At 70.4% G+C, this 20,552-nt stretch carries 18 protein-coding genes; 8 read left to right on the forward strand and 10 right to left on the reverse strand.

Features of this window, described 5'->3' with window-relative positions; genetic code table 11:
* Nucleotides 1-208: 208 nt before the first annotated feature.
* A complete protein-coding gene (locus AB0D34_RS45975; protein WP_362673886.1) occupies nt 209-1,177 on the reverse strand; it encodes a YafY family protein in 969 nt (322 codons plus the stop codon).
* A 62-nt stretch (nt 1,178-1,239) separates the two neighbouring features.
* Between AB0D34_RS45975 and AB0D34_RS45980 the strand changes: the two genes are divergently transcribed.
* The 5 genes from AB0D34_RS45980 to AB0D34_RS46000 all read left to right on the forward strand — a co-directional run bounded on the left by AB0D34_RS45980 (nt 1,240) and on the right by AB0D34_RS46000 (nt 7,292).
* Complete coding sequence (locus tag AB0D34_RS45980; protein ID WP_362673889.1) at nt 1,240-2,766, forward strand: MFS transporter; 1,527 nt, start codon at nt 1,240-1,242, stop codon at nt 2,764-2,766.
* Nucleotides 2,767-2,942: 176 nt separating this feature from the next.
* On the forward strand, nt 2,943-3,704 hold the full coding sequence (locus tag AB0D34_RS45985) for a DeoR/GlpR family DNA-binding transcription regulator (RefSeq protein ID WP_362673892.1): 762 nt from the start codon (nt 2,943-2,945) through the stop codon (nt 3,702-3,704).
* A complete protein-coding gene (gene pfkB / locus AB0D34_RS45990; RefSeq protein WP_362673894.1) occupies nt 3,701-4,648 on the forward strand; it encodes a 1-phosphofructokinase in 948 nt (315 codons plus the stop codon). The genes AB0D34_RS45985 and pfkB overlap by 4 nt, the downstream gene beginning before the upstream one ends.
* A 175-nt stretch (nt 4,649-4,823) precedes the next feature.
* On the forward strand, nt 4,824-6,935 hold the full coding sequence (locus tag AB0D34_RS45995; protein WP_362673897.1) for a fructose-specific PTS transporter subunit EIIC: 2,112 nt from the start codon (nt 4,824-4,826) through the stop codon (nt 6,933-6,935).
* Between the two features lie 99 nt (nt 6,936-7,034).
* Entirely contained in the window at nt 7,035-7,292 is a 258-nt protein-coding gene (locus tag AB0D34_RS46000) for a hypothetical protein (RefSeq protein WP_362673900.1), read from the forward strand.
* 25 nt (nt 7,293-7,317) lie between these two features.
* On the opposite strand, the gene AB0D34_RS46005 is transcribed toward AB0D34_RS46000, so the two are convergent.
* The 3 genes from AB0D34_RS46005 to AB0D34_RS46015 all read right to left on the reverse strand — a co-directional run bounded on the left by AB0D34_RS46005 (nt 7,318) and on the right by AB0D34_RS46015 (nt 10,922).
* Complete coding sequence (locus tag AB0D34_RS46005; RefSeq protein WP_362673902.1) at nt 7,318-8,064, reverse strand: DUF6227 family protein; 747 nt, start codon at nt 8,062-8,064, stop codon at nt 7,318-7,320.
* 177 nt (nt 8,065-8,241) lie between these two features.
* Nucleotides 8,242-9,468: an Ig-like domain-containing protein gene (locus tag AB0D34_RS46010; RefSeq protein ID WP_362673905.1), complete on the reverse strand. Its 1,227-nt coding sequence runs from the start codon at nt 9,466-9,468 to the stop codon at nt 8,242-8,244.
* A 401-nt stretch (nt 9,469-9,869) separates the two neighbouring features.
* Nucleotides 9,870-10,922, reverse strand: coding sequence for a P1 family peptidase (locus tag AB0D34_RS46015; RefSeq protein WP_362673908.1), 1,053 nt, complete (start codon nt 10,920-10,922; stop codon nt 9,870-9,872).
* Nucleotides 10,923-11,131: 209 nt separating this feature from the next.
* Here AB0D34_RS46015 and AB0D34_RS46020 point away from each other — a divergent pair, with 209 nt between their 5' ends.
* Both AB0D34_RS46020 and AB0D34_RS46025 read left to right on the forward strand, forming a co-directional pair.
* Nucleotides 11,132-11,344, forward strand: a complete 213-nt coding sequence (locus AB0D34_RS46020; protein ID WP_362673911.1) for a hypothetical protein — start codon at nt 11,132-11,134, stop codon at nt 11,342-11,344.
* A gap of 52 nt (nt 11,345-11,396) precedes the next feature.
* Entirely contained in the window at nt 11,397-11,579 is a 183-nt protein-coding gene (locus tag AB0D34_RS46025; protein ID WP_362673913.1) for a hypothetical protein, read from the forward strand.
* A gap of 97 nt (nt 11,580-11,676) precedes the next feature.
* Here AB0D34_RS46025 and mscL read toward each other — a convergent pair whose 3' ends face one another.
* From mscL to AB0D34_RS46055, 6 genes are all read right to left on the reverse strand, one after another.
* Nucleotides 11,677-12,150, reverse strand: coding sequence for a large conductance mechanosensitive channel protein MscL (mscL, locus tag AB0D34_RS46030; protein ID WP_362673915.1), 474 nt, complete (start codon nt 12,148-12,150; stop codon nt 11,677-11,679).
* Nucleotides 12,151-12,288: 138 nt separating this feature from the next.
* Nucleotides 12,289-12,825 carry a hypothetical protein gene (locus AB0D34_RS46035; protein ID WP_362673917.1) on the reverse strand — a complete coding sequence of 179 codons (537 nt, stop codon included), beginning with the start codon at nt 12,823-12,825 and terminating at the stop codon, nt 12,289-12,291.
* Between the two features lie 133 nt (nt 12,826-12,958).
* Complete coding sequence (locus tag AB0D34_RS46040) at nt 12,959-13,792, reverse strand: S-methyl-5'-thioadenosine phosphorylase (RefSeq protein WP_362673920.1); 834 nt, start codon at nt 13,790-13,792, stop codon at nt 12,959-12,961.
* A gap of 126 nt (nt 13,793-13,918) precedes the next feature.
* Entirely contained in the window at nt 13,919-14,251 is a 333-nt protein-coding gene (locus tag AB0D34_RS46045) for an FmdB family zinc ribbon protein (RefSeq protein ID WP_362673923.1), read from the reverse strand.
* Between the two features lie 68 nt (nt 14,252-14,319).
* Nucleotides 14,320-15,585, reverse strand: coding sequence for an MFS transporter (locus tag AB0D34_RS46050; RefSeq protein ID WP_362673925.1), 1,266 nt, complete (start codon nt 15,583-15,585; stop codon nt 14,320-14,322).
* A gap of 246 nt (nt 15,586-15,831) precedes the next feature.
* Complete coding sequence (locus AB0D34_RS46055; RefSeq protein ID WP_362673928.1) at nt 15,832-17,367, reverse strand: potassium/proton antiporter; 1,536 nt, start codon at nt 17,365-17,367, stop codon at nt 15,832-15,834.
* 347 nt (nt 17,368-17,714) lie between these two features.
* On the opposite strand from AB0D34_RS46055, the gene AB0D34_RS46060 reads away from it, so the two are divergent.
* Entirely contained in the window at nt 17,715-20,510 is a 2,796-nt protein-coding gene (locus tag AB0D34_RS46060; RefSeq protein WP_362673931.1) for a penicillin acylase family protein, read from the forward strand.
* Nucleotides 20,511-20,552 lie beyond the last annotated feature (42 nt).

Raw genomic sequence — 20,552 nt, forward strand, 5'->3', positions numbered from 1 at the left:
GGTATCCGTCCTCGGTCCGGCGGCTCGGTCCCTGCAACAGGGGCTCTGTAACGGACGCCGGCCGCTGCGGGCGGACACCCCCCACCCCGTCCCCTTCGCGCCGTACGCGGCTTGAGGTGCGTCCACCGTCCCCACCCAGGGGCGCGGGGAACTGCGCGACCAGCCACAACGAACCCGCACGCGCCCGACGACCGGACCCGGCACATCCTCACGCGCTGCCCGCCGCCCGAACCATCCGCTTGCCCAACTCCCGTACCGCATCCACGAGTTCCACCGGTTCCTGAACCGTGAACTCCACCCCCGTCATAGCCAACCGCACCGCCATCCACTCCACCGGATCCCCCACAGCCGCCCGCAACCGACACCGCCCCTCGCCCAGAGACTCCGGCACCCCCATCCACCGCGGCACCCGCACCCCCACCACCGACACATCGGCCTCGAACGTCACGACCATCTCGTACGTCTCCTGACGCCGGTACATCGACTGCCGCAGATACTCCGCCGCACTCCCCGTCGGCAACTCCCGCGGAGCGAACCGCGCCCCGGTCGCGAACGGCTCGCTCACCCGGTCGACGCGGAACGTCCGCCAGTCGCCGCGGTCGAGGTCGTAGGCGACGAGGTACCAGCGCCGCCCGGTGGAGACCAGGCGGTACGGCTCCACGACCCGTCGGGACTCGGCGCCGTCCTTCGCGCGGTAGGCGAAGCGGAGCCGTTCGTGGCCGGCCACCGTGGACGCCATCACCGTCAGCGTCTCGGTCGCGATGCTCGCCCCGTCCCCGCTGGTCAGCGGAGTCGTCGCGGACTGGAGGGTGGACACCCGGTGCCGCAGCCGGGAGGGCAGGACCTGTTCCAGCTTCGCCAGCGCCCGTACGGACGCCTCGTCCACGCCCTCGACCGCGTGCCCCGCCCCCGCGCGCAGGCCGACCGCGATGGCCACCGCCTCCTCGTCGTCAAGGACGAGCGGGGGCATGGCCTTGCCCGCGACGAGCCGGTAGCCGCCGTCGGAGCCCATGGTCGCCTGGACGGGGTAGCCCAGTTCGCGCAGGCGGTCGATGTCCCGCCGGACCGTGCGGCGGGAGACCCCGAGCCGGTCGGCGAGCTCGCCGCCGGGCCATTCGCGGGGCGTCTGGAGGAGGGAGAGGAGCGTCAGGAGCCGTGCCGGGGTGTCCGTCGTCATGGGTTCGAGGATGCCGTATCACTAGGACACGACCTGTCCTAGTGGGGTCGTAGCTTGAATCCATGACCTCCACCGAGACCACCCTTTCGGGCACCCTCGACGCACGGCCCGCCGCAGGCGACCGGCGTCGCTGGTTCGCTCTCGCCATCGTGATGACCGCGGCCTTCATGGACCTCGTCGACGTCACGATCGTCAACATCGCCATCCCCTCGATCCAGCGGGACGCCGGCGCCTCCGTCAGCCAGATCCAGTGGATAACGGCCGGATACGCGCTCGCCTTCGCCGCCGGCCTCGTCACGGGCGGCCGGCTCGGTGACATCCACGGCCGCAAGCGGCTGTTCCTCGTCGGGATCGGCGGGTTCACCCTCGCCTCCGCGCTGTGCGGTTTCGCCGCGAACCCGGAGATGCTGGTGGCCTCCCGGATCCTGCAGGGCGCCATGGCGGCGCTGATGGTGCCGCAGGTGCTGTCGATCGTGCACGCCACCTTCCCGGCCCACGAGCGGGGGAAGGTGTTCGGACTCTTCGGCGCGGTCGTGGGGCTCGGGGCGGTCTCCGGTCCGTTGCTCGGGGCGCTGCTGACGGAGTGGAACCTGTTCGGCCTCGAGTGGCGGCCGATCTTCCTGATCAACCTGCCGGTCGGCATCGCGGGGCTCCTGCTCGGCAGCCGCTTCATCACCGAGTCGAAGGCGCCGAAGGCGCTCAAGCTGGACCTCGTCGGGGTCGCCCTGGTCGTCGTCGGCCTGCTGATGCTGCTCTACCCGCTCACCCGGGGCCGCGAGCTGGGCTGGCCGCTGTGGGGGTACCTGTGCATGGCCGGCGCGGTCGTGGTGTTCGGCGCGCTGGTGGCGTACGAGCGCCGCAAGACCGCCCGTGACGGCTCCCCGCTGATCGAGCTCTCCCTGTTCCGTGTGAAGAGCTTCGCGGCCGGAATCGCGGTGCAGACCGTGTTCGGGGTCGGGCTCGGCATCTTCTTCCTGGTGTGGACGCTGTACATGCAGATCGGGCTCGGGTGGAGCCCGCTGCGGGCCGGGCTGACCGGGGTGCCGTTCTCCCTCGCCGTGTCCACGGCCGCGGGACTGTCCGTGCAGCAGCTCGTGCCGCGCTTCGGGCGCAGGGTGCTCCAGGCGGGCGCGCTGCTGATGGCGGCCGGTGTGCTGCTCTACCTCTGGGAGGCCGAGCGGTACGGCATGGCGATCAGTTCCTGGCAGATGGCGTTGCCGCTGGTCGTGATGGGTGTGGGCATGGGCCTGATCGTCGCCCCGCTGACGGACGCGGTGCTGTCGGAGGTGCCGCGCGAGCACGCCGGGTCGGCGTCGGGGCTGATCAACACCGTGCAGCAGATGGGCAACGCGCTGGGGCTCGGGCTGGTGTCTGTGGTGTTCTTCGGGGTCGTCGGCGACGACCTGGGGCCCGCGCAGGTGGGCCCGGCCTTCGTGGACGCCTTCCAGCACGCGCTCGGGTGGGTCGCGGCGGTGATGGTCGTCATCTTCCTGCTGATGTTCGCGCTGCCCCGGCGGCCCGCACAGCACATCGAGGGCGCGTCGGAGGCCTTGGTGGTGGAGGAGCGGGAGCCGCAGCCGGTGGGGTGAGGCTGCTGGTCAAGGGCCCGGCATCTTTCGGGATGCCGGGCCCTTCTGCCATGTCCGGGCCCGTCCGGAAGTCCGTTCATGCCTGGATGGTGCCCGAACCTGTTTACTTTGCGGAAATCCGGGCGTAGCCTCCCGACTGAAACCACACGTTCGGGCACACTCGGAGGCGAACGGACATGTACGCACCGGAGCGGCAGCAGGAGATCCTCCGGCTCGCGCGTGACGGCGGGCGGGTGGACGTCGTCTCGCTGGCCGAGGAGTTGCAGGTCACGGCCGAGACGATCCGCCGGGACCTCAAGGCCCTGGACCGCGCGGGGCTGCTGCGCCGGGTGCACGGCGGGGCCATCCCGGCCGGGCGCCTCGACTTCGAGCCGGACCTCGCCGAGCGCGAGACCACCGCGGCCGACGAGAAGGACCACATCGCCAAGGCGGCCCTGGCGGAACTGCCGACCGAGGGCACCCTGATCCTCGACGCCGGCACGACCGTCGCCCGCCTGGCCGCCGCGGTCCCGCTGGAGGCTTCGCTCACCGTCGTCACCCACAGCCTGCCGATCGCGGCCCGCCTCGCGGACCACCCCGGCATCCAGCTCCACCTCGTCGGGGGGCGCGTACGGCACCGTACGCGCGCCGCCGTCGACGCCTGGGCGCTGCGGGCGTACGGCGAGATCCGGGCCGATGTCCTCTTCGTGGCGGCCAACGGCTTCTCCGCCGACTACGGCCTGACCACGCCCGACCTCGCCGAGGCCGCGGTCAAGCGCGCGGCGATCGCCGCCGCCCGCCGCGTGGTGCTGCTCGCCGACTCCGCCAAGCACGGCCAGGAGCACTTCGCCCGCTTCGGCGACCTGAGCGACGTGGACCTGCTGATCACCGACAGCGGGCTGAGCCCCGAAGACGCCGCCGTGATCGAGCGCGGCGGCACGGAAGTAGTGCGCGCATGATCCTCACCGTCACCCCGAACCCGTCCCTGGACCGCACCTACGAGGTCCCGTCCCTGGAGCGCGGCGAGGTCATCCGTGCCACCGGGGAACGCATGGACCCCGGCGGCAAGGGAGTCAACGTCTCGCGTGCCGTGGCGGCCGCCGGGCAGCGCACGGTCGCCGTACTGCCCCTGGGGGGTGCGCCGGGGGCGCTGGTGGCGGACCTGCTCGACGCACAGGGCATCGAGGTCGCGCCGGTACCGGTCGCGGGCGCCACCCGCTCGAACATCGCGCTCGCGGAGTCCGACGGGGTGCTCACGAAGATCAACGCTCCGGGCCCTGAGCTGTCCGTGGCCGAGCAGGAGCTGTTGCTGGAGACGGTCCGCTCGCAGTCGCGCGACGCCTCCTGGATCGCGTGCTGCGGAAGCCTGCCCCGGGGTCTCGCCCCCTCCTGGTACGCCGAGGTGGTCACGCGGGCGCACGCCGGAGGCGCGCGGATCGCGCTGGACACCTCGGGGCCCGCGCTCCTGGAGGCGCTGCGCGCACGGCCCGACGTGGTCAAGCCCAACGCCGAGGAGCTCGCGGAGGCCGTCGGGCGCCCCCTGGCCACGGTGGGCGACGCCGTGAAGGCCGCCGAGGAGCTGCGTGAGATGGGCGCGCGTGCCGTACTCGCGAGCCTGGGCGCCGACGGCCAGTTGCTCGTGGACGGCTCGGGCACCTGGTTCGGCAGCGCGCGCGTGGAGGCCGTACGGAGCAATGTCGGCGCCGGCGACTCGTCGCTGGCCGGCTTCCTGATCGCCGGCGGCAGCGGCCCCGAGGCGCTCGCCTCCGCGGTCGCGCACGGCGCCGCGGCCGTCCAACTGCCCGGCAGCGAGATGCCGACGCCGGACGACCTGGACCCGGCCGCCGTGACGGTGACGGCGGAGGTGCCGGTGGACCGGGTGCTGAAGGAGCCGGTGTCATGAGCGGCCCGACGGCGGGTTCCGGTACGGCGGTCCCTCGCGCTGCCGGTACGGCCGTGCCGGCGCTGTTACTCCGCGCCGCCGCCCCCCTCCCCACGAACCCCCACCGCACCACCCCCGTCCCCTCCCCTTACGCCCACTCCACTCCCCGGGCGATACGCGTGCGAAGGAGCCCGCGATGAGCGACATGATCACCGCGGACCTGGTCGATCTCGACCTGTCCGCCGAGACCAAGGAAGCGGCGGCGCGTGCCCTCGCCGAGCGCATGGTGACCCTGGGCCGGGTGACCGACCTGGAGGGCTTCCTCGCCGACGTGGCCGCCCGTGAGGCACAGATGCCCACCGGCCTCGACGGCGGCATCGGCATCCCGCACTGCCGCAGCGTTCACGTCACCGAGCCGACGCTCGCCTTCGGACGCAGCGCCGCCGGGATCGACTTCGGCGCCCCGGACGGCCCCGCCGACCTGGTCTTCCTGATCGCCGCCCCGGCGGGCGCGGACGACGCCCACCTGACGATCCTGTCCTCGCTCGCCCGGCAGCTGATGAACACCGAGTTCACGGACGCGCTGCGGTCGGTCGGGGACGCGGGGAGCGCGGCGGCGCTGATCCGCGGGGACGAGACGCCGACGGCCGTGGCGAGCGGCGGTGCCGCCGAGGGCGCGGTCGGCGCCGAGGGCGCTTCCGAGCCCGCGGCAGGCGCCCCGGCCGCCTCCGAAGACTCCGTTGCGGTATCGGCGGCGGCCTCCGCCGATACCGCAACGGCCACTCCCGATGCTCCGGCGGCCCCCTTCCGGATCGTCGCCGTCACCTCCTGCCCGACCGGTATCGCCCACACCTACATGGCGGCCGAGTCGCTGGAGAACGCCGGCCGCGAGGCGGGCGTCGAACTCGTCGTCGAGACACAGGGCTCCGCCGGCTTCGAACGGCTGGACCCGGCGGTCATCGCGGCGGCCGACGGCGTGATCTTCGCGCACGACGTCCCCGTACGCGACAAGGACCGCTTCGCCGGCAAGCCGACCGTCGACGTCGGGGTGAAGGCGGGCATCAACCGCCCCGCCGAACTCATCACCGAGGTGCGCGGGAAGGCGGAGCGCGGCGAGGTGACCGCGGGCGCCGCCGGAGGCACCGGGACGCCGGTCGAGCGGGCGGGCGAGTCCGGCGACAGCTACGGCACCAAGCTCCGCAAGTGGCTGATGACCGGCGTGAGTTACATGGTCCCGTTCGTCGCCGCGGGCGGTCTGCTGCTCGCCCTCGGCTTCGCGATCGGCGGCTGGCAGATCGCGAGCGCGCCATCGGTCATGAAGCACTTCTCCTGGACCGAGATCGACAGCTGGGGCGCCCTGCTCTTCCAGATCGGCCAGGTCGCCTTCGGCTTCCTCATCCCGGTCCTCGCCGGATACATCGCCTACGGCATGGCGGACCGCCCCGGTCTCGTCCCCGGCTTCGTCGGCGGAATGATCGCCTCCAACATCGCCGCCGGCTTCCTCGGCGGCCTGGTCGCCGGTCTGCTGGCCGGTGCCGTGGTCCTCGCGATCCAGCGGATCAAGATCCCGCCGGTGCTGCGCGGCATCATGCCGGTGGTGGTCATCCCGCTGATCTCCTCACTGGTCGTCGGCTTCCTGATGTTCGTCGTGATCGGCAAGCCCATCGCCGAGGCCCAGAAGGGCATGACGGACTGGCTGGGCGGCCTCTCCGGCACCAACGCCATCCTGCTCGGCATCCTCCTCGGCCTGATGATGTGCTTCGACCTCGGCGGCCCGGTCAACAAGGTCGCGTACGCCTTCGCCACCGCCGGAATCGCCGTGCAGGACCCGAGCGACTCCGCGATGAAGGTCATGGCCGCCGTGATGGCCGCGGGCATGGTCCCGCCGCTGGGCATGGCGCTCGCGACCACCGTCCGCAAGAAGCTCTTCACCCAGACCGAGCGCGAGAACGGCAAGGCCGCCTGGGTCCTCGGCGCCTCCTTCATCTCCGAGGGCGCGATCCCGTTCGCCGCGGCCGACCCGCTGCGCGTCATCCCCGCCTCCATGGCGGGCGGCGCGGTCACCGGCGCCCTGTCGATGGCCTTCGGCGCCACCCTGCGCGCCCCGCACGGCGGCATCTTCGTGGTCCCGCTGATCGGCAGCCCGTTCCTCTACCTGATCGCCATCGCGGCCGGTGTGTGCGTCACGACCGCACTGGTGGTCGTCCTGAAGAGCATGCGCAAGCAGGCGGCGGGGACCACGCCCACCGCGGCGACGGAGGACGCGGGCGCCCCGGCGGCCGAGCGGAAGCAGCCGGTCGCCGCGTAACCCTTTGCCCCTTTGGGTGGCCGTGAGTCGTTCACGGCACCTGCGAGATACGTCACGGTCCGGGACCAAAGTCCCGGACCGTGGTGTCTACTGGACCGCATGCCTGAGCACGTCTCCGTCTACCAGTTGCTGGGGATGACCCTGCTCGTCCTGGTGACCCTCGCCTGGACGGGGGGCCTGGTCCTCATGCTGCGCCGCAGCCGCTTCGAGGCCGTCGCCTGGCGAGCCGCCGCCCGCTCCCTGCCCGCGCTTCCGCACCAGCGGCAGGACGGACCCCACCTGGAGTCCGTCGAGCTGACACCGGCGGAGAGAGACGCGTTCGCCGGTCTCGTACGACGACTCGTCAGCGGCCGCTGACACCGCACCCGGCCCACCGCACCGCTCAGGAGACCTGCGCCGCGCGCCGCTCCATCGCCTCCCGGGCCGCGTCCTCGGTGACGTACACCTCGCACATGTGCCGTCCGTCGGGCGTCGCCGTGTGCTCCACCTCCCAGAGGGAGATCTCCGCGCCGTCACGCAGCAGGAACGCGTGCTCGTACAACGAGTAGCCCAGGCCCGCGCGTCCCGCCCGGCACGGGCGCCCGAACGCCTGCGTGATCTGGTGCGCGAACGCCTCGGTCAGCAGCGCGGCCGTCTCCGCACCCGGCCGGTCCGGGTTCTCCGCGCGGCGCAACAGCCGGCGCGCGTGATCCGCCGAGTCATCCGGGACGTAGGCGTGCCGTGGGACGTGCACCGGTGAGAGCTGCACCGTCACCGGCAGCTCGAAGTCCGGGGTGTCCGACGGCAACGGCAGCCGCGCGGTCGCTTCCCGCAGCTCCTCCTCGTCGACGTACACCTCGTGCTGCGGAACGCTGTCCCGCGCGGTGTTGTGGACGAGCTCCCACAGAGTGAGCGCCGAGCCGTCGGCGAGCAGCCATGTGTGCCGATACGTCTCGCGATGCAGGCCCGAGCTGTGGTGCGCGGAGTGCAGCGAACTGTCGTGCGCCAGCGCGCAGTCCAGTCGCCGTATCGTCTCGTCGGGCAGCTCGAAGGAGTTCAGGGCGCGACCGAGGAGCCGCGCGAGATGCTCCTCCGGAGACTCGGGCGACTCGGGTGGTTCGTACGCTGCCGTCTCGTACGGAACGCTCAAGGTTTCTCCCGGCGTTGCTGCATGTCACCTTGTGGGTGCATACCGTAGCCCCTCGGTTGGACATCATGTCCGGGAACCGAGAAAACGTACGCCCGGAAAACGCCCGGGCCGCGCGGGAAGTTCCCACACGGCCCGATGATCCGTCAAAACCCCCCGGTCAGAGGGGTCTTGAAGCGATCATGATGTACCGACGGCACTCCCCGCGACCCACTCGTTCCACGACATGTTCCAGCCGTTCAGCCCGTTGTCGGGCGCCACCGTCTTGTCGGGGGAGTCCTTCACGATCACCACGTCCCCGATCAGCGAGTTGTCGTAGAACCACTTCGCCGGAGTGTCCGCCTGCCCGCCCTTGACGTCCTGCAACCCGACGCACCCGTGGCTGGTACCGGTGCGCCCGAAGGGCGGATTCCCCTTGTTGTACCAGTAGTTGCCGTGAATGAAGGTCCCCGACTGCGTCAGACGCATCGCGTCCGGAACATCAGGAATGTCGTACGCGTTGGCCAGCGCGACCGTCCGGCTGTCCATGCGGATCTTCTTGTACTTCTCGGAGATCACCATCTGCCCGTTGTAAGTCGTGAACTCCGGGCTCCCCGTGGAGATCGGCACCGTCTTGACGGTCGTCCCGTCCCGCACGACCTTCATGGTCTGGGTGTCGGCGTCCACGGTGGACACCTGCGAGCGCCCGACCGTGAAGCTCACGGTCTTCTCCTGCACACCGGTGACGCCGTTCGCCCCCTCGACCCCGTCCAGGTCGATCTTCATCGTGACCTTGGAGCCGGTCTTCCAGTACTCCTGGGGCCGGAAGTCGAGCCGCTGCGCCCCGAACCAGTGCCCGACCACCTGCTGCCCGCTGCTGGAGCTGACGGTGATGTGTGACTGCACGGCCTTCTTGTCGCTGATCGCCTTGTCGAAGTTGAACGACACCGGCATCCCGACACCGACCGTCGTCCCGTTGTCCGGCGTGTACGTGCCGATGAAGCTGTTCGCCTTGGAGACGGTCGTGAAGACGGACTTCGCGGCCACGGCCTTGCCGTCCGAGTCCTTCGCCGTCGCCGCTATCTGGTACTTCGTGCCGCGCTCCAACTGCTCCGCGGGCTTCCAACTGCCCCCGTTCGCCGCCATCGCCCCCGGCACGTCCTGCCCCGTGCCCGCCACCGTCATCTTCACGCCGGTCAGCGTGCCGTCGCTGACCTTCACGCCCGTCTTGTTGATCGACGCGCCGGTCGAACCGTTCTTCGCCGAGATGACGATCTCCGCGGCCGAGGTCTTCGCGGGGTCCTTCCCGCCCTTGCCTTCACTCTTGCTGTCCGTGCCGCCACCGCACGCAGTAAGGGTGAGGGCGCCGACCATGATGACGGCACAGGCTCCCAGTGCGCGCCGCGCTGCTATGTCCGGCGTTGTCACGGGCTGCTCCAGATTCGTGTGATCTACGTTGTCCGCTCCACTCCGTGAAGAAAGAGGGACCCGGTCCCCGCGCGGGTTCCCTCAGAACCAATCGAATGCCACCACGTGACAAAACCGGGACGGAATGCTGGGGTGCGCTTGGGGTTGGGGGTGCCTCGCGATGTCGTCGGGCGCGTGCGGGTTCGTTGTGGCTGGCCGCGCAGTTCCCCGCGCCCCTGGATGGGGACGGTGGGCGCACCTCAAGCCGCGTACGGCGCGAAGGGGACGGGGTGGGGGGTGTCCGCCCGCAGCGGCCCGCACCCAACCACCAACCCCGCCCAACCGCCGGAGGCAACCCGCAGGTATCTCAGGGGCGCGGGGAACTGCGCAAAACGCCCGCCCCCACCGGCCCGCGACACACCTCAGCCCGACGCCGGAGCCCCGTACAGCTCCTCGTACGCCGGCCACACCCCACCCACCCCCACCCCTTCAACCGACTCCACCGACTCCGCCGCCCGCACCCCCCGCACGATCGCCCGCATCACCACATCCGCCCCCGCCGCCAGCACGGAGTTGAGCGCGAGCGGACTCGTGGCGTCGAGCGTCCGCACCCCCGTGGCCATCGCGAACACCGTGTCGCCGTCATTCAGCATGTGCACCGGCCGCACTGCACGCGCGATACCGTCATGCGCCGCACCGGCCACCTTCTGCGCCTGCGCCTTGGACAGCTCCGCGTCCGTGGCCACCACCGCCAACGTGGTGTTCAGCGGCGGCACCCCGTTCCTCGCCGCGCTCTCCGCGAGCCGCAGCCGCGCGGCCTCATGCACCCCCGCCTCCGGACGGTCCACCCGCCCCTGGAACAACTCCCCGTACAGAACCCCCGTCTCCGGATCCAGCACCGACCCCACCGCGTTGACCACCACCAGCGCCGCCACGGTGACCCCCGAGTCGAGCACGACGCTCGCCGTCCCCACGCCCCCCTTCAAGGCCCCGGCGGCGGCCCCCGTCCCCGCCCCCACACACCCCTCCGGCACCACCGCACCGACGGCACTCGCCGCCGCGGCCTCCACCGCCTCACGCCCGGTGCCCGCGTCCGGACGGGCCCGGAAGTCCCCGCCCCGCCCCAGGTCGAAGACACAGGCGGCGGGCACGACCGGCACCACATGCGAGGGATCAGGCCCGACCCGCACCCCCCGCCCCTGCTCCTCCAGCCAGGCCATCACCCCGGACGCCGCGTCGAGCCCGTACGCACTGCCCCCGGTCAGCACGATCGCCTCGACCTTCTGCACCAGGTTGCGCGGGTCGAGCGCGTCGGTCTCCTTGGTACCGGGCCCTCCGCCCCGCACGTCCACCGCGGCGACGGCCCCGCCGTCCGGAGCGAGCACGACGGTGGTACCGGTGAGCCAACCGCCGCCGGTACGCGTCGCGTGTCCCACGCGCACCCCGGCGACATCCGTCAGAGCGTCAACTGTCATGGGACCAGTCTCTTCCAGTCACGTGGTCCCGCGATGCCCGGCGAGGTCGACGGTGGCGCCCAAGGATTTCTGGCCACGTCCACATGGCCGGACTGGCGGGGCTGGGCAGGCAGCCGGCGACCGGGATCGCTGCCCGCGCTCCCGCTGTCAGCGTCTCACCGGTCGACACCGCTGGCGCCGCGCAGAGGCAGTTAGCGATCGCGTAGCACTTGGAAGATGACGTCGATCAGGGCGTGCATCACGCACGTCTGCTGCCGTCCCTGGCCATTGGTTTGGTCGGCACTTCATTTGCCGTACGTCAAGTCATGGAGTTCATCCATGTCACCTGTGCTGATAATCGTCTCGTGCCTGTTTGGCGAGCCAAGAACGACGAGGCGCCGCGCCTGGATGTTGGGTTCGAGGCAATGGAATACGCGGTGTGAGCCCGTGGGCGGACCCGGACGCCTCCCAGCCACGGCGCCGTACCCTGGACGCATGAGCACCGCCCCTGCCCCTGAGCCTCGTGAGCCGAAGCCCGCCCTGGTCTTCGACGACCCGCTGGACCAGCAGTCCGCGGACGACACCGACCGGGGCTGGGGCGACCGGCCGCGCTCCGAGAGCGACAGCGCGGCCGACCTGAAGCGCTTCCTGGACGAGAAGCCGCCCCACCACATCTGAGCGACCCGCGACGTCTCAGCGAGCCGCGCCCCCTCAGCGACCCGCAACCGCTGAGCAAGCCGCACCGCGGCACGCCCGAGACGGCCGGCCCGGCCCGCTACCGTTCGTCGGGCCCCGAGCCCCGCTGCGCCACCAACGCGTCGCGGATCTCCTTGAGGACCTCCAGCTCGGTCACCTCGATGACCTCGTGCGTGCCCTCCTTCGCCTTCCTGCGGGCCTCCATCCGGGCGAGGTACTTCGCCATCGGCAGGACCATCAGGAAGTAGACGACGGCGGCGGTGATCACGAAGCTGAGGGTGGCGCCGAGAACGGTGCCCCACCTGATCGGGATGCCGCTCAGCACCGTGCCGTCCGCCGCGACCTTGCACGGGTGCTGGATGCACCAGCTGTAGCTGTCGAGATTCTTGGTGCCGATCGCCCCCACCAGCGGGTTGATCACGCCCTTCACCACCGAGTTGACGATGTTGGTGAAGGCCGCGCCGATGACCACCGCGACTGCCAGATCGACGACGTTCCCGCGCATCAGGAAGGCCTTGAAGCCCTCCCAGACGCTCGGCTTCTTCTCGCTCACCCAGAGGCCTCTTCTCGCATGAACAGCTTGTGGAACAAACAGCTCCGCAACCTACGTCAACGTGCGGTGACCCTGTCCAATTGGGTGGCTCGTAAGGGGGACTTGACGCAAAGGTGCGCAACAGACGGAACGCGCGGCTCAACACAGCGTCACCGCCAACCGTGCCGTCGAGCTCGCCCCGACCAGGCGGGCGGCCGTGGAGCGCGGCACTGACAGAACGACCAGAGCCCCGCTGTCTGCCATCCCGTCCAGTGCCTCCGGAACCTTCGACACCCGCGCCCCGCGCGCGACCACCCGAGCGTCGCCGCCGGTCGCCGACTCCTCCGCGGCGATCACGTCGACCCGGTCCCCGGGCCGCAGCAGCCGGACCGTCGCCCCGTCGGCGATCCGCACCGGCGCCGACACCGTCGTGGCGGGCCGGTGCTCGCGTACGGGGTCGGCCAGCGGATGCCCGCGCGCCCCTTCGGTGTCCCGCGGGCCCGCTGCCACCAGCGCGGCCGCGGTGACGACCAGACCGACGGCCACGGCTCGTCGCCGGTGCCGTACGAGCTGCCGTAGTTGATGTCGCCCGCCGCGCACCCGCACGGGAGCGAAGTGCGGGACTTCGCAGGTCGGCGGAGCGTCCGTGCCGGGCGGGCGCGGAGAAAGGGGGAGGGGAGAGGGAGCGAAGGACATGAGGACCACCACCTGCCACGAGAGATCGGCTTGCGATGCCACGATGAGGCTTCGCGCCGGATCCCGCCGAGGCCGGTGGACTACCGACCGGTTGTGGAAAACTCCCTCACCCGAACGAGAACTTCCGCTCTTACTACGGCAGTTCGAACCCCGGATCCATCCCGCCCAGCGCGTTCGCGCACAGACAGTCCCGCTCGTCCTGCGACGGCAGCGCCGCCACCGCGTCGAACAGCACGCCCCGCAGCCGGTCCACGTTCGACGCGAACACCCGCAGCACCTCCTCGTGCGAGACGCCCTCACCGGTCTCGGCGCCCGCGTCGAGATCCGTGACCAGGGTCAACGACGTGTAGCAGAGCTCCAGTTCACGGGCGAGCGCCGCTTCCGGATGTCCGGTCATGCCCACCACCGACCAGCCCTGCGCCTGGTGCCACAACGATTCGGCACGGGCCGAGAAGCGCGGGCCCTCGATCACCACCAGGGTGCCGCCGTCCACCGCCTCCCAGTCCTGCCCCCGGGCCGCCTTCAGCGCGGCCGCCCGCCCGACGGGGCAGTACGGGTCGGCCAGGGACGTGTGCACCACGTTCGGTACCGCGCCGTCCGGCAGTGGCAGCCCGTCGAAGTACGTGCCCGCCCGGGACTTCGTACGGTCGACCAGCTGGTCCGGCACCAACAGCGTGCCCGGACCGTACTCGGGGCGCAGCCCGCCCACCGCACACGGGCCGAGGACCTGCCGTGCCCCCACCGACCTGAGCGCCCAGAGATTCGCCCGGTAGTTGATCCGGTGCGGCGGCAGATGGTGGCCGCGCCCGTGCCGGGGCAGGAAGGCGACCCGACGGCCGGCGACCTCGCCGAGGAAGAGGGAGTCGCTGGGCGGACCGTAGGGGGTGTCCACCTGGACCTCGGTCACGTCGTCGAGGAACGAGTAGAAGCCCGAGCCGCCGATTACGCCGATCTCTGCGTTCGCCATGAGCAGCACAGTATCCGGCCCCGAATTCCCGCAGCGACAGCTTGGAGAACACCGCTCGGAGCGCACCGCTCGCGAGAACGCCGAAGACCCTGCCGTCGTACGACGGCAGGGTCCCGGAAGTGAGACTTACGCGGCGGAGCTGCTGCTGGACGAGGTGCCCGTGCTCGACGACTTCGAGTCCGAGGAGGACGAGGAAGAAGACGAGGACGACGACTCGGACGACGACGAGGTGGACGTCGACGGCTTCGAGGACGACGACGCCGGGGAGCTGCTCGACGAGGAGCCGCGGCTGTCGTTGCGGTAGAAGCCGGAGCCCTTGAAGACGATGCCGACCGCGGAGAACACCTTCTTGAGGCGGCCCTGGCAGTTCGGGCATTCGGTCAGGGCGTCATCGGTGAACTTCTGCACCGCCTCGAGGCCCTCGCCGCACTCGGTGCACTGGTACTGGTAGGTCGGCACTTGTCTTCCTCCTGGCACTCTCACTCAATGAGTGCTAACGAGGGTCCATAGTGACGTATTCCCGGGGATCAGTCCACTGCCACCGGCACTCGGTGACCGATGCCACGTGCGACCGTACGGCTGCGGGGGCGTCCCGACAGGTGTGAACGCAGTGCCAGCAGGGTCGCGAGGGCCAGCAGAGTGCCGCCCATGGGGACCAGGAATCCGGCGCCGCCCCAGAAGCGGTCCTCCAGCTGTCCGGCGATCGTGACCGCGGCCGCCTGGCCGAGCGCCACCGCTCCGGTGAGCCAGGTGAAGGCCTCGGTGCGGGCGCCGGCCGGGACCAGGTTCTCGACCAGGGTGTAGCCGGTGATCAGGGCGGGCGCGATGCACATGCCGACCAGGAGGCCGAGGCCGGCCAGGACGAGTACCGAGTGCGCGGCCCACAGGCCGGAGGCCGTCAGTGCGAGGGCACCGTAGGCGACGACCAGGCGCCGGCGCGGGGCCACCTTCCAGGCGATGGCGCCGCAGACCAGACCGGAGAGCATGTTGCCCGCGGCGAAGACGCCGTACAGGACACCGTTCAGGCCGGGTTCGCCGATCGACTCGCTGAACGCGGCCAGCGAGACCTGCATGCCGCCGAAGACGGAACCGATGCCCAGGAAGGTCACGATCAGAACGCGCACGCCGGGGATACGCAGCGCCGACGCGTGTTCCACGCGCGCGTGGAGCCCCGTGACGACAGAGGGCTGTGTGCTCTTCTGCGCGGCGAAGAGCAGGCCGCCCAGCAGCGTCAGCGACGCCTCTGTCAGCAGGCCCGCGGCGGGGTGGACGGCGGTGCACAGGGCGGTGGCCAGCAGCGGGCCGAAGACGAAGGTCAGCTCGTCCGTGACGGACTCGAAGGCGGCGGCCGTGGTCATCAGGGGCGAGCCCTGGAGCTTCACGCCCCAGCGGGCCCGCACCATGGGCCCGATCTGCGGCACCGAGGCACCCGTGGGCACGGCCGCCGCGAACAGCGCCCACAAGGGCGCGTGCGAGAGCGCGAGGGCCGTCAGGGTCAGGCCCGACAGGGTGTGCACCAGGACGCCGGGGATCAGTACGGCGCGCTGCCCGTAGCGGTCTGCCAGGCGGCCGCTGTAGGGCGCGAACAGGGCCATGGAGACGCCGGTGACGGCCGCCGCGGCGCCCGCGGCGCCGTACGAGCCGGTGGTGTGCTGCACGAGCAGCACGATGGAGATGGTGAGCATCGCGAACGGCTGGCGTGCCGCGAAGCCGGGGAGCAGGAACGTCCAGGCGCCGCGCGTGCGCAGCAGCTGTCCGTATCCCGGGCGGGAGGAGGTGACCGTGGATGCCACGGCCCGTGCCTTTCTGCCGCCTGGTAGCGCGGCTCCCTTTCCCAAGGGATGGCGCCGAGAGCTGTCCTCTTGCGCGGACTGCGGTAGATGCCGAAGGCCACTGCTCAGGGACGTCTCGGCCGCCATACGGTCGCGCCAGCTCTGCGTCAGGCAGAGTTGGTTCGATCAGGGGTGCGGACTCATCGTACAGGCGGCACGAAACACGTTCTTAACCTGTGGCGAAACGCACTGTGGCGAAACGCACTCCTAACGTGGGCTGTCGGCGCCGCCCGTGCCCAGCCACCCGGCGAGCTTGCCGCCGTGGCCCACCGCGCGCAGTCGCCGTTCCGCGGCGTCGCGGACCGGGTCGGTGGCGACGACGAGGAGTTCGTCCCCGCGTCGCAGCACCGTCGTGGGCAGCGGAACGAACGATTTTTCATCGCGGACGACCAGGGTGACCGCGGCCCCGGCCGGCAGCCGCAGCTCGTTGACCTCGACACCGTGCATCCGGGACCCGTCGGGGATCGCGACGGACAGCAGATGTCCGCGCAGCCGCTCCAGGGGTGCCGACTCGATTCCGAGGTCGGCGGCCTCGGGATCCCCGCCCAGGCGTAGCTTGCGGGCCAGCCAGGGCAGCGTCGGACCCTGGACGAGGGTGTATACGACGACCAGTACGAAGACGATGTTGAAGACGCGACGGCTGCCCTCGACGCCGCTCACCATGGGGATCGTCGCCAGGATGATGGGCACGGCGCCGCGCAGTCCGGCCCAGGACATGAGGGTCTGCTCCTGCCACGGCACCCGGAACGGTGTCAGGCACAGGAAGACGCTCAGCGGCCGGGCCACCATGGTGAGCACCAGTCCGATGACGAGCCCCGGCAGGACGTCGTCGCCCAGTTCGTGCGGGGTGACCAGCAGGCCCAGCAGCACGAACATGCCGATCTGCGCGATCCAGCCGAGCCCGTCCGCGAAACCGCGGGTGGCGGGCCAGTGCGGCAGCTTGGCGTTGCCCATCACCATGGAGGCGAGATAGACGGCGAGGAAGCCGCTGCCGTGGGCCAGTGCGCCCGCCGCGTACGCGGTGACGGCGATCGCCATGACCGCGATCGGATAGAGGCCGGAGGCGGGCAGGGCGACATGCCTGAGGCCCCAGGCGCCCAGCCAGCCGACCGCGATGCCGAGGGCCGCGCCGATGGCCAGCTCCAGCGTTATCTCGCCGATCAGTACGTACCAGTGTTCGACCGGGCCGGTCTGGGAGAAGGCGACCACCAGGATGACGACAGGGGCGTCGTTGAAGCCGGACTCGGCCTCCAGCGTGCCGGTCACGCGCGCGGGGAGGGGGATCTTGCGCAGCACCGAGAAGACCGCCGCCGCGTCCGTGGAGGAGACGACCGCCCCGATGATGAGCGCCTGGCGCCATTCGAGGCCGATCAGGTAGTGCGCGGCCGTCGCCGTGACCCCGACGCTCACCGCGACCCCGGCCAGTGCCAGCGCGGTGGCGGCGGGCAGGGCCGGTTTGATCTCCTTCCACTTCGTGCCGAGGCCACCCTCGGCCAGGATCACGACCAGGGCCGCGTACCCGATGACCTGGGTCAGTTCGGCGTTGTCGAAGTGGATGTCGCCGATGCCGTCCTGGCCCATGGCGATGCCGATCCCCAGGTACACGAGCAGGCTGGGGAGCCCGCTGCGCGAGGAGATCCGGACCGCTGCCACGGCGACGAGCAGGACGAGCGAGCAGACGAGCAGGAGCTGGTTGAGGTGGTGGACAGTCAGCGGCCGTTCCCTTCCCTGGCTCACCCGCATCACGCGCGCGTGAGCTCATGTACATAGGACACGAAGTGACGGGACTCCGCATCCAAGTACTTCGTTACCTTACCTAACTCTTGACGATTTCTTGACGCTCGGCTTGGCGAGATCGAACGCTCGTCCGCGCTGGTTCCCCACTCCGCGTCAAGTCCGCCTGGACCCTGCGCCTATGGTTGCTCCAGCGCGCAGAGCCTGCGTCACATCCCCGGCCGGGCGCGCGACGCCTGGCACGCACGCTCGCACGCACCAGACGCCGCGCGCTGATCCGGCCGGAGATGCGACGCAGGCTCCCCGTCGAAAGCACAGCCCGCCCTGCCGCTCGCGTTAGGACAGCAAGGACAGCGATGCCCCCCACCACCACCGCCTCATCGGGTCAGCAGCCCGGCAAGTCCGGCAGGAAGAAGGGGCGCAGAGCCCGCCTGTTCGTCCTGGTGCTCGTACTGGCCATCATCGGCGGCGTCGCCTACGGCGGGTACTGGTCGGTCAGCACGGTCCGCGCGTCCTTCCCGCAGACCAAGGGATCGATCACGCTCGAAGGCCTCTCGGGCCCGGTGGACGTCAAACGTGACAGTTACGGCATTCCGCAGATCTACGCCTCCTCCGACGCGGACCTGTTCATGGCGCAGGGATACGTCCAGGCGCAGGACCGGTTCTACGAGATGGACGTGCGCCGGCACATGACCTCGGGGCGCCTGTCGGAGATGTTCGGCAAGGGCCAGGTGGACAACGACGAGTTCCTGCGCACGCTCGGCTGGGACCGGGTCGCGAAGGAGGAGTACGACACCAAGCTGTCGGCCTCCACCAAGAAGTACCTCCAGGCCTACGCCAAGGGAGTCAACGCCTACCTCCAGGGCAAGAGCGGCAAGGACATCTCCCTGGAGTACGCGGCGCTCGGCTTCGAGAACGACTACAAGCCCGCGAAGTGGACCCCGGTCGACTCGGTCTCGTGGCTCAAGGCGATGGCCTGGGACCTGCGCGGCAACATGCAGGACGAGATCGACCGCGCCCTGATGACCAGCCGCCTCGGCCCGAAGCAGATCGCCGACCTGTACCCGCAGTACCCGTACAGCCGGAACCAGACGATCGTCCAGGAAGGCCAGTACAACGAGCTGACCGGGACCTTCGAGCAGGACGGCAGCTCGGACAACAACGGCCTGTCCGGCTCCGGTACGTCCACGAGCGGCAGCACGGGCACCTCGTCGTCGACCTCGTCTTCCACCTCGGGCACGGCCTCCTCGGCCCTCCAGAGCCAGCTGTCCGGCCTCTACGACGTCCTGGACGACGTCCCCACGGCCGTCGGCGTCAACGGCCAGGGCATCGGCTCCAACTCCTGGGTCGTCGCCGGCTCGCACACCATCACCGGCCATCCGCTGCTGGCCAACGACCCGCACCTGTCGGCCTCCCTGCCGTCCGTCTGGTACCAGATGGGCCTGCACTGCCGGACCGTCTCCAGCAAGTGCCAGTACGACGTCACCGGCTACACCTTCGCGGGCATGCCCGGTGTGGTCATCGGCCACAACGCGAAGATCGCCTGGGGCATGACCAACTCCGGCGTCGACGTCACCGACCTCTACCTGGAGAAGCTCTCCGGCGATGGCTACCTCTACGACGGCAGGACCAAGCCGTTCACCACGCGCGAGGAGACCATCAAGGTCGCCGGCGGCGCGTCCAAGAAGATCGTCGTCCGTGAGACGAACAACGGCCCCCTTCTGTCCGACCGCAGCGACGAGCTCGTGAAGGTCGGCAAGAAGGCCACCGTCGACAACGCGGCACCTGACAGAGGCGACGGCTACGGCATCGCCCTGCGCTGGACCGCGCTGGACCCGGGCACCTCCATGGACGCCGTGTTCGCGATGGACAAGGCGTCGAACTGGAGCGAGTTCCGCGAGGCGGCGTCCCTGTTCGACGTGCCGTCCCAGAACCTCGTCTACGCCGACGCCACCAGCATCGGCTACACCCTGCCCGGCCGCATCCCGATCCGTGCGAAGGGCGACGACGGCTCCATCCCGGCGCCCGGCTGGGACCCCAGGTACCGCTGGACCGGCAAGTACATCCAGCAGGACGAACTGCCGTACGAGTACAACCCCTCGCGCGGCTACATCGTCACCGCCAACCAGGCCGTCGTCGACAAGGACAAGTACCCCTACACGCTCACCACGGACTGGGGCTACGGCACCCGCAGCCAGCGCATCACCGACCTGATCGAGCAGAAGATCAAGGGCGGCGGCAAGATCTCCACCGACGACATGCGCCAGATGCAGCTCGACAACAGCAGCGAGATCGCCAAGCTGCTCGTGCCCAAGCTGCTGAAGATCGACATCAAGGACAAGGACGTACGCCAGGCGCAGGAGCTCCTGGAGGGCTGGGACTACACCCAGGACGCCGATTCGGCCGCGGCCGCCTACTTCAACGCCGTCTGGCGCAACATCCTCAAGCTCGCCTTCGGCAACAAGCTGCCCAAGGAGCTGCGGGTCAAGGGCCAGTGCCTGTGGGTCGACCCCATCGACACCACCGGTCCCGCCGACGAGACGGACAAGGTCCGCGAGTGCGGCCAGCGGGACGCCGACCAGGCGCAGCCCGACGGCGGCGACCGCTGGTTCGAGGTCGTGCGCAACCTCATGGACGACGAGAACAGCGACTGGTGGACGACCCCGAAGGGTGGCGGCGACCGCCTCAAGGCCACCAATCGCGACCAGCTGTTCGAGCGCGCCATGATCGACGCCCGCTGGGAGCTGACCGCCAAGCTCGGCAAGGACATCGACACCTGGAGCTGGGGCCGGCTGCACCGCCTGTTCCTGAAGAACCAGACCCTGGGTACCGACGGTCCGGGCTTCCTGCAGTACATGCTCAACCGCGGCCCCTGGAAGCTCAGCGGCGGCGAGGCGACGGTCAACGCGACCGGCTGGAACGCTGCGGGCGGTTACGGCGTCGTCTGGGTGCCGTCGATGCGCATGGTCGTCAACCTCGGCGACCTCGACAAGTCGAAGTGGATCAACCTCACCGGCGCCTCCGGGCACGCCTACAGCGCGCACTACACCGATCAGACCGGCAAGTGGGTCAAGGGCGAACTGCTGGACTGGGCCTTCTCGGACGACGCCGTCGACAAGAGCACGAGCGACACGTTGGTCCTGAAACCGTGACCTGAACCCGGGAAGGGGCCCTCCACGCGCGCGTGGAGGGCC

The organism is Streptomyces sp. NPDC048420, from assembly GCF_040651535.1.
Lineage (GTDB): Bacteria > Actinomycetota > Actinomycetes > Streptomycetales > Streptomycetaceae > Streptomyces.

Bases quoted from the DNA above. Each gene is read 5' to 3' on its own strand.
- AB0D34_RS45975 (WP_362673886.1), bottom strand. From the start codon at position 1,177: ATGACGACGGACACCCCGGCACGGCTCCTGACGCTCCTCTCCCTCCTC.
- AB0D34_RS45980 (WP_362673889.1), top strand. From the start codon at position 1,240: ATGACCTCCACCGAGACCACCCTTTCGGGCACCCTCGACGCACGGCCC.
- AB0D34_RS45985 (WP_362673892.1), top strand. From the start codon at position 2,943: ATGTACGCACCGGAGCGGCAGCAGGAGATCCTCCGGCTCGCGCGTGAC.
- pfkB (WP_362673894.1), top strand. From the start codon at position 3,701: ATGATCCTCACCGTCACCCCGAACCCGTCCCTGGACCGCACCTACGAG.
- AB0D34_RS45995 (WP_362673897.1), top strand. From the start codon at position 4,824: ATGAGCGACATGATCACCGCGGACCTGGTCGATCTCGACCTGTCCGCC.
- AB0D34_RS46000 (WP_362673900.1), top strand. From the start codon at position 7,035: ATGCCTGAGCACGTCTCCGTCTACCAGTTGCTGGGGATGACCCTGCTC.
- AB0D34_RS46015 (WP_362673908.1), bottom strand. From the start codon at position 10,922: ATGACAGTTGACGCTCTGACGGATGTCGCCGGGGTGCGCGTGGGACAC.
- AB0D34_RS46025 (WP_362673913.1), top strand. From the start codon at position 11,397: ATGAGCACCGCCCCTGCCCCTGAGCCTCGTGAGCCGAAGCCCGCCCTG.
- AB0D34_RS46035 (WP_362673917.1), bottom strand. From the start codon at position 12,825: ATGTCCTTCGCTCCCTCTCCCCTCCCCCTTTCTCCGCGCCCGCCCGGC.
- AB0D34_RS46040 (WP_362673920.1), bottom strand. From the start codon at position 13,792: ATGGCGAACGCAGAGATCGGCGTAATCGGCGGCTCGGGCTTCTACTCG.
- AB0D34_RS46055 (WP_362673928.1), bottom strand. From the start codon at position 17,367: ATGCGGGTGAGCCAGGGAAGGGAACGGCCGCTGACTGTCCACCACCTC.
- AB0D34_RS46060 (WP_362673931.1), top strand. From the start codon at position 17,715: ATGCCCCCCACCACCACCGCCTCATCGGGTCAGCAGCCCGGCAAGTCC.